The organism is Corynebacterium sp. HMSC074C01, assembly GCF_001814605.1.
Lineage (GTDB): Bacteria > Actinomycetota > Actinomycetes > Mycobacteriales > Mycobacteriaceae > Corynebacterium.
Genome location: NZ_KV817279.1, coordinates 71,734 through 89,590 on the forward strand (window position 1 = coordinate 71,734; position 17,857 = coordinate 89,590).

Sequence of the window (17,857 nt, forward strand, 5' to 3'; positions counted from 1 at the left end):
TTCCACAAGGAATTCCCGCCGCATGGGTTAGCCCAGCCGACGAAACGTGCCTTTGGATACCAGACCTTGTGGCCTATATGTATCGACGAACGCTAACTCACGGCGGACAGAGCACAGCATGGTTCAACAAATATCTGGCAGAACATTGCCAAATCTTGACGGTGCTACCGAAGCCTAAGCCTGCGCAAGCTCCAAGAGAAAACTAAATGACCCCCACCTGCCAGTAGCCTCGGTGAGGGTCGAGCAGCTGTACGTAATGTAGGGCTGCCCCTGTGTGAGAGTATGCCTTATTCAGCCCAATTCAGTCAAGAGGCACGATGTCATCTCCCCGGCGCCGCCGTCGATACTCAACGCGAACCGGTATTTCATCAGACTCCAATAGCTTGTCGGGCGTCTCACGGATGGCATACGGCGTTACTTGACTTCCTCCAGTTCAACAATCATAGGCCGGTTTACGTTTGCTTTAAACTGATTGGAAGCACGGATTTGCAGAGGGGCATACAAGCCAATTCCTCTTCGATTAAGACTTTCCCTTCGTCAGGATAAATGGTCATGCTAGACGGCGGTTAAGATCCGCGGACCAATTGGCAATTTCCCGCCCTAAGCACTCGACGTAGCGGCGACGGTCTTCCTCATCCATATCTTGGACCTGAGTTACAGAAGTATTACTGTGGTCAGGTTTTGAAACGGTCGACTTTGTCAATTTAATCCCTCCTTTCCCAGCATGACACTTACACCTGAAGCGTCTTTCGCCTAGCAGTGAGACTCTTCTCAAGGACAACCGAGTTGTGTGCGAATGCCTAGAGGCCACCTCAACGCTCCACTTGCTGCGTATATCCGGCACACCTGCCAGAATTAAGGCTTGTCTGTTAAAAATGCACTCCATCTCTGCGCCTAGGAGGCCCTCCAAAAAGCTCTGGAGCCTTCGCGGCTCCAGGCGACAACGTTCCGGTAGCCGGCTCGTCGTGCGATTATTCTAAGCAATACATCGCCATGCCTACAAGGCTCTTAGCCGCTCACCGTCCGATAAACTAGTTCCGACGCACAAAGAACACCCACCATGACTGAACAGAAACGCCTCCAAGCACTTGAAACTCGCGTTAGTGAATTGGAGTCCCAGGTAGCCCAATTACTGCAGGCCCTCGGTCATGCTCCTTCGCGGCCTAGTGCTGCAGGCACACCGCCGCCGAGTGTTCACTCTGATAAACGCTCACCGGAAGAGAAGATTGCGCTCTTCATGGATTACTTCGCAGGAAGGACAGATGTCTACGCAGTGGCCAAAAATACTGCGGGAAAGAAGGCCTGGTACCCGGCCAGCAATGGCTACTATGATCGAAGAAATCCCGACCTAAAGCCCCTGACGCCAAAGGTGATTGAAGGACATTTGCGTCGGGACAACCGCTTTCATGTTGGCCTTTATCCGCTGTGTACAGATGACAGTTGCCGGCTGTTGGTTTGCGATTTTGATTATGAAGACTTCAAGCAAGCCGCCCGCGCCTACGCAGAGGAATGCAAGGACCACGGCCTCGATCCGCTTATCGAGGTTTCACGATCAGGGAACGGAGCTCACGTTTGGCTCTTCTTCGACGAGCCCATTCCCGCCAGCCTCGCTCGTTCAGTTGGCATCGGACTTCTTGCCAAAGCTAGCCCGGATTCTTACTTCTCCAGTTTCGACCGGTTCTTTCCATCCCAAGACACGCTGCCAGCGAAAGGCCGCGGTTTCGGCAACCTGATTGCCCTCCCATTAGCAGGCCACCATCGATCCGAAGGCACAACAGTCTTCGTCGACAGTGACTTTCAACCTTTGCCAGACCAATTCGAAGCTTTGGCAAGAACGAATAAGTCAACGCTTTCCGAGCTCAAGAAAATCTACGCTGCGCTTCAGCCCGATCCCGAAACATCCCTTCCCCAGGCACCCACCCGCGCAGAACTAAAGAAGCTCAAGGCCTCGGGAAAAGTCCACGTCACGCACGATTCACATGTCCACGTCGATTTATCAGGGATCGACGCCACCACTCGTACGGCCCTGCGGCACCTAGGCGCTATTGCCAATCCACAGTTTTATATCAAGCAGGCTCAGCGGTTCTCCACTTTCGGTACTCCACGGATCATCGTACGTTTTGATGAGAAGGACCAAGCCCTCACGCTCGACCGTGGCACGCTCGATGACGTCATCGACATCTTGAAGACTGCCGGATATACCGTCACACGTCGCGGGCGTACGCCCAAACCTCAGCGCATCGATGCATCATTTGCCGGTGAACTACGCCCCTACCAGCATTCCGCCGTCAAACAGATGCTCAAGCACAAGTCTGGAATGCTCATTGCCCCTCCCGGTACCGGAAAGACCGTCATGGCATGTGCAATTATCGCCCAGCGTCAAGTTGCCACTGCGGTGATTGTTCCATCCAGGGAGCTTGCTACCCAATGGCGCCAAGCCCTCAAGCAGTTTCTTCCAGACGTTCAGGTTGGGCAATACTCGGGCACCAAGAAGAAGCTCAGTGGAGAGATAGATATTGTCACAGCTCAGTCCATCAGCCGTAGCGATTCCATGACTGACTTTCTCTCCAGCTATGGCCACATCATCGTTGACGAATGCCACCGAGTCGGCGCTGCGGGTTTAACCAACGTCCTCGCACATCTCAACGTTCGCTTTATGCTCGGAATGACCGCCACACCGTACCGCTCCGACGGCCTCGATAAACTACTTCCCCTCATTTGCGGCCCTATCCGCCATACCGTCGAGCTCGAACGCCCCGGACGCCGCGATTACGTAGTCCACAACACCGAGTTCACGTACGACTCCCCTTACCTGTTCTGGTCCGACCTCGACACCGCTCTGGCGGCGGATGAGCCCCGCAACCGCCTCATCGCCGATGTCATCACACAAGCAGCGCAGGAGGACCACACGGTCCTCGTCCTGGTGAAACGACGCGAACACCTCACTGCTCTCAACGCCCTGCTTACCGACGCTCCCTTCCCCGTCCTGCAACTACACGGCGGTCAGAAGGCAAGCGAGAGGCAAGCCGTCCGTGACCAGCTTGCCGTAACACCGCATTTCGTCCTTTTAGCCATGTCCCAGGTGGCTGGCGAAGGCATTGATCTTCCCGCGCTGGATACTCTTGTGCTGGCCGCACCAGTAAGCTTCCGCGGCGTTGTCATTCAGCAGGTTGGCCGAGTCACTCGCGATACCGATGACAAGGAGAGCATCTCTGCCACCGTCCACGATTTTCTCGATGCCAACGTCCCTGCCCTCGCCTCGGCCTTCAGAAAGAGAAGCTCGACCATTGCCAAGCAGGGATTCACTCGCAACAGCAGTTAGAGCTGCCCCATTCATGACCGATTGCAACCAAATGTCGAGGTACATTCTCTCGCTTCTGGGAATTCCTGAAGCGTTACTGCAGACAGTGAACTCAGATACGGCTGTTACGGTGGCGCAAGCGGCGATGAAGGCAGGGCAACAGCCGCCAAATCCGGGACCGCAGCTACTAGATGGCCTGCGCGCAGGAGGATGTAGGTGGCGTACTTGCCGGACAATGCCCACGACTCGGCAAAAGGTTGGTGGCTGGTCTTGGGCCTCTTGCAGCACTTGCTGGTTCGGCTTGAGGTGGTAGAAGAAACTTCGTCTACGCCTTCATCATTAACCGCGCCACATGGAGCGTGAGATACAGAATTTCGTCCTCGCTGCATTTGGTATCGAGGTCCATCTCAAGGGTATAGATAATGGTGCCGGCGAGCTTGTAGGCCTGCGGGTACTGGCCGACCATGGAGTCGGCCATTGCGAGCATGGCGGGGTCTGGGGAGTGCGGGCGGTTACGCTCCCCCATAAGGCGGCGGAGCAGGAAACGCAGGTGGACGACGAAGCGAGCCATGGCCATTGAGTTCGTGTCGAGAGAGCTCGGTGTGGTCGCGGGGTTGCTGGCGTCGGAGGCCTTGTCACTGAGGGCGACTTCGACGATGTTGAGGACCTTCGCCATGAACTCTGTCATGCGGAGGGTCTCAGAGAAGGAGTCGGACTTGGCAGAATCGCCGCCAGTGAAGTGGGCGTTGACGGCGTGGAGAGCAATCGAAGTGGCCTCCGCGTCCTCAAGACCGACGCCGGTAGCCTGCTTAATCATGGTCAGAGCTCGTTTACCGAAGTCATACTCGCGCGGATAGAGATGCTTGACCTCCCACTGCATGGGGTTCGGTAGATGCTGGCCGGCGATGGCGCGAGCAATGGCGGCCTTGATGTGATCTGCCAAGAGAATGACGAAGGAATCGGTGGGACAGAGGCCACAGAAGAGGGCCGCGGCATCGGCAAGCTCACGAGAGAGAGCCAGGAGTTCCTCGGGAAGCTCCTCCAGCAGGGCAGCCAACTGCTCATTTGGCTGCGAGCTGGAGGGAGCAAACACGTCCTTGATCTTGGCAGGGTCCGCGAAATCGCCGGCGCTCATCGCGTAACCGATACCGCGGCCGACCAACACCGCCTGACCGTGCTCGCGGGAGTGCGCGAGCACGACGTTGTTATTGAAGACCTGCAGGATCTTCCAGGACGTGGCTTCCATAGCTATTCATCCTAAGCGGAGCGCACACCGCTATGCGTGCGGCAGGGTATTGCCGCGAATGAGTTCCTGGTACCAGAAGAAGGAATCCTTGCGGTAGCGCTTGAGGGAACGCAGATCGCTGTCGGTGCGGTCGACGTAGATGAAGCCGTAGCGCTTGGCCACACCCTGGTGGGTGGAGACCAGGTCGATGGCGGACCACGGACAGTAGCCGAAGAGCTGGACGCCGTCGGCGAGCGCGTACTGAATCTGTTCAATGTGCTTGGACAGGTACTCGATGCGATACTGGTCGTGGACCTTGCCGTCTTCGGTGAGCTGATCGAACTCGCCCAGGCCGTTCTCAGTGAGGATCATCGGCAGTCGGTAGCGGTCCCAAATGCGGCGCATGACCGTGCGGAAGCCTAGCGGGTCGATGCCCCAACCGAAGCTCGTAAGCTCCTGGTGCGAGTTGGTCACAGCCTTGTACAGGCCGGCCTCTCCCTTCGCGATCTGCTGGTCGCCCTTGCCATCGTTGATGGCCTCGCCCTCCTTGATGGCGGCGACGGTCTGCGAGTTGTAGTAATTGAATGCCACAAAGTCCGGCTTCGCGGCCTTTAGGATTTCCATGTCGCCGTCAGCAATCTCTGGCTCCCAGCCGCGCTCCCTGAGGTATGCCCAGGCCAAGTCGTTGTACTCGCCTCGCACCGCGAGGTCGAGGTACAGCCAGTTCCGGATAGCCATCCAGTCCTCGGCCACGATGATGTCCTCCGGTTTCGACGATGCCGGGTACGTCGGCGAGATGTTCGGGGCCGGCCCGATCTTGATGTTTGGGAAGCCCTCGTGCGCGGCGATCATGGCCTTCGCCTGTGCTAAGAACATGTGGTGATTCTGCTGGTACACCCCCTTCTTGGTGTTGTCGACGCCCGGCGCGGCGGTGCCCAGGGCGTCGCCGTGCAGGATCATCATGTTCTGCTCGTTAATGGTGAGCCAGTACTTCACCTTCGCGCCGTACTCGCGGAAGAGGATCTTCGCGTAGCGTTCGAACGCGTCTACGGTAGCCCGACTGGACCAACCGCCCTTCTGCGCGAGCGCGGCCGGGAGGTCAAAGTGGTACATCGTGATGATGGGCTCGATGCCGTACTTGAGTAGCTCATCGATGAGGCGGTGGTAGAAGGCGATTCCAAGCCGATTTTCCTCCCCGTCGCCGTCCGGGATGACGCGAGACCAGGCGATGGAGAAACGGTAGGCCTTCAGACCCAACTCGGCGAAAAGAGCAACGTCCTCTTCGACGTGATGATAGGTGTCGGTGGCGACGGTGTAGTCACAGGTGCCCTCAGGGAAGTCGGTACGAATGTCGATTACCGAGAGGCCCTTGCCGTCCTCGTTCCAAGCCCCCTCCGTCTGGTAGGCGGAGGTGGAGGCGCCCCACAGGAAATCGGAGGGGAAGTCAGGCAACGTGGAGTACTGCATGATGTGGTTCCTTGTCTGTGCTTGTGTTTCTACGGTGGTGTTCGACTGAGGGTCGGATAGGCTGTTGCGCTGGCTCTAGGACCAGCGCTATGCGGATTAGTTGAGGACCGGTCGTGCGGCCTCAGCTCCGGACTCGGGATCGGTGGAGCTGAGCGGTTCGACGCTCAGGACTGCGGCCCCCTCTTCAACCGAGCCGCCGGCGGAGCGGACGACGTTGAACTTATTGGAGTTGGTGACAATCATGACCGTCGTGGTGTCGACGCCCTTCTCCCTCATGGTATTCATGTCGACCTCGGCGAGGACGTCGCCAGCCTTAACGATGTCGCCCTTCTTGACTAGGGCCTCGAAGCCCTCGCCACCCAGTCCAACAGTATCGATACCGAAGTGGATGAGGATGTCAGCGCCCTCCGGGGTGCGGATGCCATAGGCGTGACCGGACTTCATGACGACTTTCATGACACCGTCGCACGGGGCGACGATTCGGCCATCGGCGGGCAGGAAGCCCACACCCTCCCCCATCGAGCCGGAAGAGAAGACCTTGTCTTGAACCTCGCCGAGCGGGATGATGTTGCCAGCGACAGGGGCAGTAAGCTCACGAGGGACAAAATCAGGGGTGACGGCAGCATCGGCAGCATAATTTGCACCGGATTCGTCAGCGACGGTGACACCGGAAGCGTTCTTCTCAGCATCTGCCTTGGCGCGATCCTGCACAAGGTCTTCTTTGGAGAAACCGAAGAAGTAGGTTCCGATGGTAGCGAGGACAAAGGACAGCACGGTGCCGACGATGAGCCACTTAATGGTGTGCACCTGGCCAGAGGGGTCGATGCCGATGGGAAGGGTCAGCAGGCCCGGGGCGCCGGTGCCGTAAACGTTTGTTCCGGTCGCGCCGATCAGGGCACCGCCGAAGGCCGCGGAGATAACGGCGATGACAAACGGACGCTTACGCGGCAGGGTAATGCCGTAAACGGCGGGCTCGGTGATGCCGAAGATGCCAGCGAGGGTGGCAGACATCGCTAGGCCCTTGTCCTGCTTGGACTTCAGGCGCAGGAACACGCCGAGGGCGGCGCCAGCCTGGGACAGGACGGCCGGGAAGCAAGCGGACTTGACGGGGTCGAACCCATTGACTGCGAGGTTATTAATGAAAACCGGGACGATGCCCCAGTGGACGCCGAAAATGACCATGATCTGCCACAGGGCGGCGACGAGGGCACCAGCGAGCAGCGGGGAGAAACTGAAAGCGCCGGTGAGGATATCAGCGAGGAAGTTGCCGACGGCGACGCCTGCCGGGCCAAGCGTCATCAGGGTCAACGGGACCATGATGAGCAGGACAAGCATCGGGGCGATGAAATTCCGAATGGACTCATGCAGAACCTTCTCAATGCGCTTTTCCAGCAGGGACTGCACCCACACGGCGACGATGATCGGGATGACTGTGGACGTGTAGTTCTGCAGAACAACGGGGATGCCAAAGAAGTTCACGTCGTGACCGGCGGCGGCAAAGGCCTTCAGTGTCATCGGTACAGCCTCACCGTCCTCCATGATGCCCAGGTTTACGGCCTGCAGTTGCGTGTAGAGCAGCGCACCAGCCAAGGTCAGCGAGGTGAAGATATTCGTACCAAACTTGCGGCCTGCGGTGACAGCGAGGAGCATTGGCAGGAAGAAGAACAGGGCATCGCCCGCGGCGAAGAGGATCTGATAGGTCGTGGATGTAGCTGACACCCAGCCGAAAGACGCTGCGAGCGCCAAAAGGCCCTTCAAGATGCCGACGCCGGCCATCGTGCCGAGCAACGGTGCAAAGATAGCGGAGACAACATCGACAACTTTGCTTAGGGCGCCCGACGAGGATGTCTGCGCGGATTCGTCAACGTTCTTCGTATTGTCGCGCAGCGTAGCCGGCAGGCCCGCGAAGGCCTTCTGCACGTTATTGCCGACAACGACCTGGAACTGCCCGGAGGACTCCACAACCGTGATGATGCCGGGCAGGTGCTTAATAGCCTCGTCATCAGCCTTAGTGCGGTCGTTGAGTACGAAGCGCAGGCGGGTCGCGCAGTGGGAGACTGTCTTGACGTTGCTTTCTCCACCACACAGCCGCAGGACGTCTTGTCCCAGGCTTTGGTAGTCAATCTTGGTGGACATTGACTTGCTTCCTTTCTTTTTGCGCTGGGGCTAAAACGACAAAAACCTGGTCCGACTCCAGCCATGCCATGCATGACTAAAGCCGACCAGGTTTCGCTCCCCTGGGATGGGGATGACAGCCCTAGCGGGTACCAGGCGATGTTTCGCGCCGTACAAAGTTCACCATAGCGTTCAACAGCATCGCGCCACAAGCTAGTTCCACTGTGGGGATGGTCACTGTGCGACCACGCACTGGAGTCCACACGAATCCTTCAAGCCCTCCTGGGGTTGCCGGCAAATCGTGGACACGTAGTGGAGCTACCTAGTGGTTAGGCAGCTATTTCTTTTCTGCTGTTGATTGCGCCGGTGTGGTTCTCGAAGTCGACGGGGCTGACCATTCCGAGTGCAGAGTGCCGGCGCCGACGGTTGTAGACGACTTCAATCCAGTAGGCAACGGCCTTGCGTGCAGCATCACGGGTAGGCCATCGCTTACGGTCGTAGAATTCAGTCTTTAGCGTCGACCAGAACGACTCGGCCATCGCGTTATCGAAGCACACACCAGTACGCCCCACAGACTGAGCAATGCCCAGTCTGCTGCAGACCTCCCAGAGCTTCTCACTGGTAAATTGCGTTCCGCGGTCAGCGTGAAACACCAGCCCATCAGGAACATCACCGCGCAGTGTATGCGCCATCCGCAGGGCCCGTTCGACCAGGTGTGTGTCTTGCACGCTATCCATAGCCCAGCCCAGCACCCTGCGGGAATGGCCGTCGCGGACCGCGCACAAATACAGCCAGCCCTGGCCGGTGCGCAGGTAGGTAATATCCGACATCCACACTCGGTTGAGCTCACCAGTATCAAACATGCGCTTGACCAAGTCAGGAAGTGTGGACTTACGCTTGGCTTGAATTGTTGTCACTGGAACAAAGGCCCGTGGTGAAATTCCTTCAATGCCCATCATGCGCATCCGTTTAGCCACTGTTTTGCGATTCAAGGCGATCTGGTAGTGCTCGGTAAGTTCTGCGGTGATCCGCGGAGCACCATAAACCTCATCGGAGTCTTTCCAAATCTGGTAAATCTTACGGTCAACATCATCGTAAAATGCAGCACGATCATCTTCGCCGGATAGCCGTTTCTGCTGCGCATGGGCCCATTTGTAGTATCCAGACCGAGACACTTTTAATAGCCGTGCCATGCGCTTGATGCTGTAGTTCGCCTTCTCCTGCTGCATTAATTCGAACTTTTCTGCTCGCGTTGCTTTGCGGCGAAGAAGGCTGTCGCTTTTGACAAAAACTCGTTATCCATCTTGGCTTCAGCCAACTCACGGCGCAGGCGAGCATTCTCAGCACGAAGATCAGCCTCACTCATCCCATCTGAAGCTCCTCGGCGTTCCGCTCGAGTTTGACCCACCGGCCTAAAAGCCCGGCGGAAACACCGATCTCCTTAGCCACATGAGCGATCGGCCGCTCCGACATTACCAGGTTCGCGGCTTCACGCCGGTACTCCGGCGTGTACTTCACTTCTTACGCTGTTGACTCACAATGAACATCCTCTCCCACGGACACAAGATCCGTACAAATAGGGTGTCCACTAAACGAGGGTAACCTCAAATGGACGAGTCTCGGCCTTGGCTACGAGCAAGGTGGGCCCCGACTCCGGCACATAACTCGACGAGGCAAGAGGCCGACCTCAGCGTTAAAACTTCACCGTCCCGGGGTTCACATTTGGGTGCCGGGTGGTGTTCTATATCAATCTATCGCCAACTAGAGCGAGGCCGCTAAGTTCTTCAATTCTTGCTGGTGCTGGGAGTCGAGTTCCTCAACTTCCCATTTCTTACTAGCGTCCAGCGCTTCAACAACTTGTGCCATTTCAACACTGTCATGAAGTTCGTTCATATCCAGTTGCCAGAAGGTCTTAGCATCGTGTGTTGAGATGATAAGCACACAGAGCTTAATACCGTCAGGGTCATGAACTGGCAAGCAAACTGGGACAACGACGTGCTCCGCACCTGCTTCGAAGTGGCGGCTGGCTGTTTCTCGAATATTAGACGCCAAGGTATCGCCGAATGCGGGAATAATGACCGGCATGGTTTCAACGCCGAGACGTTCCATTAGGCGGGCACGCTCGCCATCCTCATTGAGGAAAGAACGGAATAACTGTGCAACCGCCATACGCGCACGGTAGTGTCGCTTTTGCTGCTCGTTCATGGTTTACCTGCCTCCCAACGGTCTAGGTAGTCAAACGGGTTGTACAACATTTGATAGTAGTGCGTTTTGAAAGTCCCGTTAACGACACGGCGGGATTTTTCTTTTTGACTACCCCCGGCAAGTTCTTCATGAATCTGCCGTTCGCAGTCATCACAGTCAATGAAATATTGGTGGCTGTGCACAGTGCTGTGCCACGTGTCGGTACGCCTCACCTGCTCAAAGTTAGCTTGTCCACCCTTGAGTTGCTTGCATCGTGTATATGCGCCATGCGCGGGGGTGACATTGAGCATGAGGGCGTACTGCTCTATTACGTTGTCGGGGCCTTGCCACTCTCGAACATGCACAATAGTTCCGAGTTCGCCCAAGTCAATGCTGTCCTCGATGATTTCAGCAGCTTCGTCAGGGTCTGGGTATGGCTCCGACTCGTCTGGCGACATGCTCATGTCTGCCAGACGATAGTTCTTCTTGTTAATGTTGGGCGGCACGTTTGGAGAGTCTAGTGGGTCTAATGCTTCTTGCTAAAACCAGTATCTCATTTGCACACACCGAACCTTGCTTTGTCCCAGGGCTAAAACTTAAGGGCTTGGAGGGGAATATTCTTCACGGACCTCAGGCACTCTCCTTGCTGTCCCTCCCTCTTTTATGTTCCTTTGCCACATCGACCTTGAACAAACTCTTTGCGCTCATCCCAGGTATTGGCATCCACGCTTTCATCGCGTTTGGTGGGAGCCTCGAAAAAGGAATCGTCGAAGTCGCGAAAATAGTTCATCAAAACAGTGTCAACTCTGTACTCATCTTTGCCACTATCTGCAACGGCTAGAGGATCTACCGAAACAAACCTAGATGCGAAGTCTTCCGCCGAAAACTTTTCAGATTCGAACGCTTTCCGAAATTCGGCTCTAGGATCAAAGCTTAAATTGAAGTTTCTACGGTCCTCACAAAGCTTATAGAGAAAAATGAAACTATCGATCCTCCAAAAGACTCTGATCGGTGCACGATCTCCTTTAGCCATATCTTCAACGAGGGAAGAGACAAGCAGTTTGCCATATTCTGCAAATGCTTTAACCATCTCAGGGGGTAAATCGCCACAACTCTTTTCAAGGACTCTGCGGGCAATTCGTGGGCCGACATCTTTGTGACGCTCTCCGAATTTCAAAAGTCGCAATATCGATTGCTCCTCCAGTTTTCGACGGGCTGTAGTCATTAGATCCACTATCAGCCAGAAAACCCAGCTGTTGCCCTGGTCAAGCAAATTACCCCGAGTGCTAAGTACGTGAATTGCAGCCATAAGTACACTCGAACACTCTTCTGGGCTAAGTTCGGGCTCTAAACGCTTGAAGCTGAGCTCAAGTCGATTTGCAATCACATACCGCAAAGTAGCTTCTTCGCACTTCAGTAGCTCTTCGAATTCGAAGCTCTCCCCCTTCGACGCATCGAACAGAACGCGTTCAGCCTCGATCTCCGAAAAATCGTCACCGCCAATACTCAGTGTGAAATACCGATCGAAATGACTGTGATCAGAAATTCTTTCAGAACCTGCCCCTTGCGCACTCTTCAGCCTGTCAAGCGCAGGAAAAAGTTCCTGCAACACACTAGCAACCACCTCCGCTTCCGATCTCCTGCTGTGTAGATTAGACAGATGACGATCCCTATTTGGTCGCCTTTGTACCCAGGTGTTAAATCCCGGAACCCCTTCTATCACACGTTTTATTAAAAACGCTTGGTCCTCCTCCGCAATACACTCCGAGTTGGTTAAGACCTTCTTATAGTTGGGAAGCCGGGCGTAAACATAGGGGTAGACCGTTTGTAAGAGCTGCAAATTCAAAACATCGATTAGGCTAACTTCTACAGGGTCAAGCTGTGTCAACGTCGAGCGAAGCTGATGCCCAAATCGCTGTGCGGTCCTAATGGTTATGGGCAACCGAAGCCAATTCTGGATAAACGTGTAAATCTCATAGCTTGAAAGGTCGAACTTGAACTTCGAGCCAACCTCACAATAAGAGAGCACTGAATGAATTAGTTTTGTTTTTTGGAACTCAGTGAGCGGCGGAACGGTAATTCGATACTGTATATATTTTTCTAAATATTGGAGTCCGAGAGCCTCAGCGCCGGTTGGGTCAGGAGATATATCAGCCCCAACACCACGCCCGATAGCTTCAGCGTCCATTGAGAGCAGGAAAGTGATCCCTGGGAACCTTCCCAGCAACCGAATAACTTTAAGAAGAGAATAGAGTTCAGACTTTTGCAGCCTATCAATATCATCCGCAACGACCAGAACTTTATATCCTTTTTCGCGGACCACTTCCGAGACATCATTAAACAGTGAATTCCACGACCTAGGCCTCTCCAAAAAGTCAGCTACAGCGTCCGAAGTCGCAGTGATAGCTCCGCCTGCAACGGGGACCATGCCAGCGAACAAGCCTGCAAATCGCACGCCGCGCGCAGCCATTTTCTGAAACTTTTCATTCCCACCTAAATCTATCGCCTCCCCTAATGACTGATAGAATTCGCCAATTAAGTCCTCTGGACTATCAACAGCCCACGGGGTAAAACGAGCGATCTTCCACGGATCCGTTTCATTGGACTCAAGTTCTTGAGCCACTCGCTCCATCAGCCAAGTTTTCCGGAGCCCCAAGCACCTACTACGCAAACTACAGCGCTGCTATCCTCCGAATGCACATCTCGTATCGTCTGACAGGCGTGATCGACGAGTTTTTCCCTGGAAAGTATGTCCTTCCCTATTGAGTCATCAGCTCCAATGCGTAGAAAGTCGGCTTCCATTGCGCTAACCACCTCTTTCGCTCTTTAAAAGCGGAATCACCATTGCTCCGCGTGTGCAACAACGATAACAGCCTGATTTCTTGAAAGACTCGCCAAGATCCAGTTCTCAACCAACCATTTGGCTATTCCAAAATCAACGCCGCCGTCTCCTCCGGCAGCACATCCTTCAACTGACGGCTCTTGATGGCCCACGACGCCAGCCCCAGCACAATCCAGACCACCAGCGCGATGAGCGGAGCCGTTCCCAGCACGCCAGGCGAGCCCGGTACAAAGAGCAGCGCCAAGAACCCGACGGAGAGAATGCACCCGGCCAGCGCGAAGTACTCATAGAACTTGTTCGGCGCAATCGGCTTAGGCATCCCAGGAACCTGCCCGGTACGGGCAATCTTCCATGCACAGAAACACGTATAGAAATACGCCACCGTGATGCCAGCACTGGACTTGTCGACGATCCGCGTCAAAGCCGCGCGCCCAAACCACGGGGTAACCAGGCACACCGCACACACCAAGACAATCGCATTGCGCGGGGTGCGCTGCTTACCATTTAGCTCACCCAGCCGACTCGAGACTAGGTTGGCGCGGCCAAGAGTAAACAAGACTCGGCTTGCCGCTGTGAAGAATCCGTTCAACCCAGTAAGAACTCCGGCGCTGACAGCTACGACCATGAGCACCAAACCGGCAGGCCCCATCACCTCGCTGATAGCTGCCGCCGGCGGCCATGCCTCCCCTTCATAAGCATCGTGATGCGTTCCCACAGCGATAGAGGTTGCGAGCAGCATCGCCAAGTAGATCAACGTCGCCGCAATGATGCCCCACAGCAGAAGGCCTAGCGCTTTCTTCGGCGAGAAATTGAACGCGCCCGCTAGCTGCGGAATGGAATCAAAGCCCACGTAGGCCCACGGGGCAAAAGCGATGATGGTCGCCATCGCTGCCGCCGGCGCAACGTCGACAGGGAAAGCTGGTGCAAGCTCCGGGCGCTTGTCGACGTAATAAATCACCATCGCCGCCACTATGACCACCACCGCCACAATCATGCACACTACGGCAAAGAACTGGAACAGGCCCGAAAGCGCTGCGCCCTTAGAGTTCAACCACGCGAATACAATGATGAAACAACGAGCAGATCGCAACTTCGGGCAGATAGATGGTCCACCCGGCGATAAACGCATGAGTCCGGCCAAGCGTCGCCATAGCGAAAGCCACCCCACTACCCGTCAACGGCAGCGCACGAATACTAAAGCCGTAGCTCAAACCAGTGATGGCAATCATCAGTCCACCAACGACAAAGCCGATGACCATACCAGCAAGCCCTGCCTCCTACATCCAGTCGAAGGGCAAGATTTAGACGCCCCATCCGATTGCCGCGCCGAGCGCCATGGCGAAACCCCATGAGGGCTTCATAGTTTTCTGCAGGGCTGTGCTCTCCGACATCTAATTTCACTCCAGACAAGGCACCTTAGGCGCGGGGACCTTGCGGGCGATCCCAGCGCGTGTTTCTGGCAAGTCTAGAGATTATTGATTAGGTGCGCTCGTAAGATGACTCGTGCTCAATCTTGTTACATTCGTGACTAGTGTACGGTGCGGGTCTTGGTTCCAAGGTTCTGGGGACCACTGCGGCCCAATAGGTGATGCAATGACGATGCCTCCACGAGCTGTACTATCCGTTGCCGGTGCATCGCCTTGGGCATGCTAGCACGGAACTGACTAATTCACGCTCCAAAACTCCATGGAGAGAGCGCCAAAATGCTTAGCCCCAGATCCCTTTTGTATCAATCACCTCTTTGCTCTTAAGCGCCTCTGGGTCAATTGACTTAAATTCATCATGATCGACCAGAAGTGCTACCACTTTCGCAGTTGCAAGTGCTTCATCAACGTTTGCAAGCCTGACGTTGGAGAAGCAGCCGAGTGACGGCGGGAGTTCTGCTACGTTCGGCTCTACAACTAGGATTTCATCTCCAGGGAAAGTCTGGGCAATGTCTATGGCAATGCTTAAGGAGGGCGATTCCCTAAGGTCATCAATGTTGGCTTTAAAAGCAAGTCCGAGTACGGCAATAGTCCTTGACGAACTCCTCTGAGCAGCTTCTTTAACTTGGTCGAGAACCCATTGCGGTTTACTATCATTAACCACTCTAGCGGTGTGGATTAGCTGAGACTCATTTGGCGCTGCGGAAACGATGAACCACGGATCGACTGCAATACAGTGTCCCCCGACCCCTGGCCCTGGTTGCAGAATGTTAACTCTTGGGTGATGGTTTGCAAGGTCAATCAGTTCCCATACGTTGATACCAAGTTTATCTGAGATGATAGATAACTCGTTTGCGAAAGCGATATTGACATCCCTAAAGGAGTTTTCGGTAAGCTTTGCCATCTCGGCTGTTACGTCATCGGTAGGCAACAATTCACCCTGACAGAAATGGGCGTATATTGCTGTGGCTCTGCGCGTTGCTTCCGCTGACTGGCCTCCTATAATTCTGTCGTTGCTACGCAACTCGGCCATAGCTTTTCCTGGGAGAATGCGCTCCGGGCAGTGCGCAAAAAAGAGCGTCTTATCGTCGGCTTCTTCCTCAGAAACATCGGCACGTAGATCGGGGCGTAGTTCGAGTATCCGATCCGCCATTTTTTTCGTCGTAAGCGGTGGAGACGTGGATTCTAGAACTACAAGCTCATTTCCTTCTAGTAGTGGCGCTATTGCCTCAGCTGCAGAGTAAATGAACTTCATGTCCACGTTGCGGTCATCGGTAAATGGTGTGGGCACCGCAATAATATATGCATCTGCATGGACTTGCTCAGTTGTTGCAGAGAAGTTTCCTGACGAAAGTGCTTTGGCTAACTCCTCTTCCAAACCAGGTTCGACTATCGTTACTACGCCGCGATTAATTTTCTCAACGTTTTCAGCATTAACGTCTACTCCTGTGACCCTAAGACCAGAGTTTGCCATAACAACCGCAGTGGGCAGGCCGATATAACCTAGGCCGACAAAAGCAACGTGCGTTGTTGAATTCATATTCCCTCTATTCAATGATGATTAGTGCTAGGTATGAGTATACGTATTCACGCAATACCTGTTTGCATGGACCTGATTCACTTGGATGCGGCGACGAATGACTCAGCCGAGGCGAACAAACCAGGGGCCAAGTCTTTCGGAAAAAGAGAAAAGTACAAAATCTGTCTAAACCGATTAGCTATGGAAGCCGTGCAATCGTAGCGTCTAACCATAGCTGCAAACCGAAAAGTGCACTATTAATTCACTGTTCCCAATAGCATTTGAACCTACCAAGCGCAGCAAGCCACTGTTAATTGCATTTAAGTTGGGCAAAGAAAGCCAGCATTGCGTATAGCGCTCGCAGACGATAATGACAAGTCGGACAATGAACGGACGATCTCAACCAGCTTGCTTCTTGGGATCGGTACATGCCCCGACCCGTCAAAATCGAGGCGCTGAAATATACGCAAGTCGCTAGCTCGGCTATCTACAAATGGTTTATGGTTCGCTTCGTAGTAACGGGCATCACCAATGTTATGGTACATGGCCGCATAGAACGGTGATCCTGATGGAATAGACATGCGGAGATCAATACCGTACTCAGCGCTCACCCTGTTATAAGGAGTCCTTCCTTGGACGCGATGGCATTCTGACATATATACCGACCAATCAGCATCTTGCCGATTCCCAAATCCGAGGCGGGGATTAACTGTAAAAGCAATGGAATCAGTGAACTCTGCAGCGTAATTCATAGCCGCGTATCGCCCACCCGAAGTACCAAAGAAAATAAGCCGCCGAGGTTCAAAAGCTGCGACAGCTTCCACAAGAATGGGAACAAGAGTTGGCTTTAGATGGCCAATTGCACGATTTCCGAGGTACCATCCTAGACGGACATCATTGGACAAGCTAACGCTAGGGTCTGCAATCGCGATGAGATTCACGTTTGTCTCACGCGTGAAGCTTTCACCAACCAGCATCGGGTAGGCCGTTCTAACCGATACACGGTGTTGAAATGTCACCAGGGTGGTGTCCGACCCTCGGTCTCGAATAAGAATGTCAAGAAACTGGTTTCCGATCTGAATGGTATGCAGTCCATCGACAACTTCATTACGTGACCAGAAGCGAGGGGATGGATACATCTTACTGATGCCCCATCTCTCCGTGTCTCTTCTCCTCATAAAGGCGATTCTACAATAAGGTTCTACGCCGCATAGCTTCTCCGCTTCCCTCTTCAAAGCTTTGTTCGTAAGGGTAGAGAAACTTCATTTCCTATCGAAGCACCTTGGAGACTGAAAAAATGGAGCAGAATTTTGTATAGGACTCAGATACGAGTTGCAGATTCTATGTAAAAATACCTAGCCCAAAAGAGGAAAAGATAGGATATAAATAGATGACACAGAAAACGCGCACCCCAAAAAGTGGTTAAGGAATCCAATGCGTATTCGCAATACGAAAAGGTACGGAATCGGGAAACTATACCCTTCGAAGGAGGAATTTCTAGCAAGCCCAGTAACTGGTGGACTTCATACAATTCAGGCTGGAAACCTGTTAATCGATCTCCTTATTAAAGACCGAGGGGCAGCAACAACGCTAGTCTTTTTCCATGCCTCCGTAACGAAGAATTCCACTTTCCCAGTTCTTATCGGCGACGGAATGGCTAGAGCCGCACAAGCGAACCTTATATCCGTATCTGACCCTGTTTTGGCCTATTCAGATAGCGTCCGCTTAGGTTGGTTTATCGGAGTAAAGCGGCCCTTCCGGTTTTAGAGTGCGTTGATTT

11 protein-coding genes and 1 pseudogene are annotated in these 17,857 nt (G+C 54.3%); 1 reads left to right on the forward strand and 11 read right to left on the reverse strand.

Going from position 1 to position 17,857, the window contains the following annotated elements:
- Nucleotides 1–1,060 precede the first annotated feature (1,060 nt).
- A complete protein-coding gene (locus HMPREF2978_RS06530; protein ID WP_070744704.1) occupies nucleotides 1,061–3,322 on the forward strand; it encodes a DEAD/DEAH box helicase in 2,262 nt (753 codons plus the stop codon).
- A gap of 304 nt (nucleotides 3,323–3,626) precedes the next feature.
- Here the strand turns inward: HMPREF2978_RS06530 and HMPREF2978_RS06535 are convergent, their stop codons facing one another.
- The 11 genes and pseudogenes from HMPREF2978_RS06535 to HMPREF2978_RS13035 form a co-directional block, all read right to left on the reverse strand.
- Entirely contained in the window at nucleotides 3,627–4,547 is a 921-nt protein-coding gene (locus HMPREF2978_RS06535; RefSeq protein ID WP_070744706.1) for a PRD domain-containing protein, read from the reverse strand.
- Nucleotides 4,548–4,577: 30 nt separating this feature from the next.
- Nucleotides 4,578–5,993, reverse strand: coding sequence for a glycoside hydrolase family 1 protein (locus tag HMPREF2978_RS06540; protein WP_070744708.1), 1,416 nt, complete (start codon nucleotides 5,991–5,993; stop codon nucleotides 4,578–4,580).
- Nucleotides 5,994–6,089: 96 nt separating this feature from the next.
- Complete coding sequence (locus HMPREF2978_RS06545) at nucleotides 6,090–8,129, reverse strand: beta-glucoside-specific PTS transporter subunit IIABC (RefSeq protein ID WP_070744710.1); 2,040 nt, start codon at nucleotides 8,127–8,129, stop codon at nucleotides 6,090–6,092.
- Nucleotides 8,130–8,437: 308 nt separating this feature from the next.
- A pseudogene (locus tag HMPREF2978_RS06550) lies at nucleotides 8,438–9,626 on the reverse strand (IS3 family transposase).
- Nucleotides 9,627–9,869: 243 nt separating this feature from the next.
- On the reverse strand, nucleotides 9,870–10,313 hold the full coding sequence (locus HMPREF2978_RS06560) for a hypothetical protein (protein ID WP_070744714.1): 444 nt from the start codon (nucleotides 10,311–10,313) through the stop codon (nucleotides 9,870–9,872).
- Nucleotides 10,310–10,798, reverse strand: a complete 489-nt coding sequence (locus HMPREF2978_RS06565; protein WP_070744715.1) for a hypothetical protein — start codon at nucleotides 10,796–10,798, stop codon at nucleotides 10,310–10,312. Before HMPREF2978_RS06565 ends, HMPREF2978_RS06560 begins: the two co-directional genes overlap by 4 nt.
- A gap of 155 nt (nucleotides 10,799–10,953) precedes the next feature.
- Nucleotides 10,954–12,924, reverse strand: coding sequence for a KAP family P-loop NTPase fold protein (locus HMPREF2978_RS06570; protein ID WP_070744717.1), 1,971 nt, complete (start codon nucleotides 12,922–12,924; stop codon nucleotides 10,954–10,956).
- Nucleotides 12,925–13,216: 292 nt separating this feature from the next.
- A complete protein-coding gene (locus HMPREF2978_RS06575) occupies nucleotides 13,217–14,185 on the reverse strand; it encodes an APC family permease (RefSeq protein ID WP_070744719.1) in 969 nt (322 codons plus the stop codon).
- A complete protein-coding gene (locus HMPREF2978_RS13465) occupies nucleotides 14,175–14,393 on the reverse strand; it encodes a hypothetical protein (protein WP_070744721.1) in 219 nt (72 codons plus the stop codon). The genes HMPREF2978_RS06575 and HMPREF2978_RS13465 overlap by 11 nt, the downstream gene beginning before the upstream one ends.
- 448 nt (nucleotides 14,394–14,841) lie before the next feature.
- On the reverse strand, nucleotides 14,842–16,098 hold the full coding sequence (gene wecC, locus HMPREF2978_RS06585) for a UDP-N-acetyl-D-mannosamine dehydrogenase (protein WP_070744723.1): 1,257 nt from the start codon (nucleotides 16,096–16,098) through the stop codon (nucleotides 14,842–14,844).
- A 299-nt stretch (nucleotides 16,099–16,397) separates the two neighbouring features.
- On the reverse strand, nucleotides 16,398–17,255 hold the full coding sequence (locus tag HMPREF2978_RS13035; RefSeq protein ID WP_143342276.1) for a hypothetical protein: 858 nt from the start codon (nucleotides 17,253–17,255) through the stop codon (nucleotides 16,398–16,400).
- Between the last annotated feature and the right edge of the window lie 602 nt (nucleotides 17,256–17,857).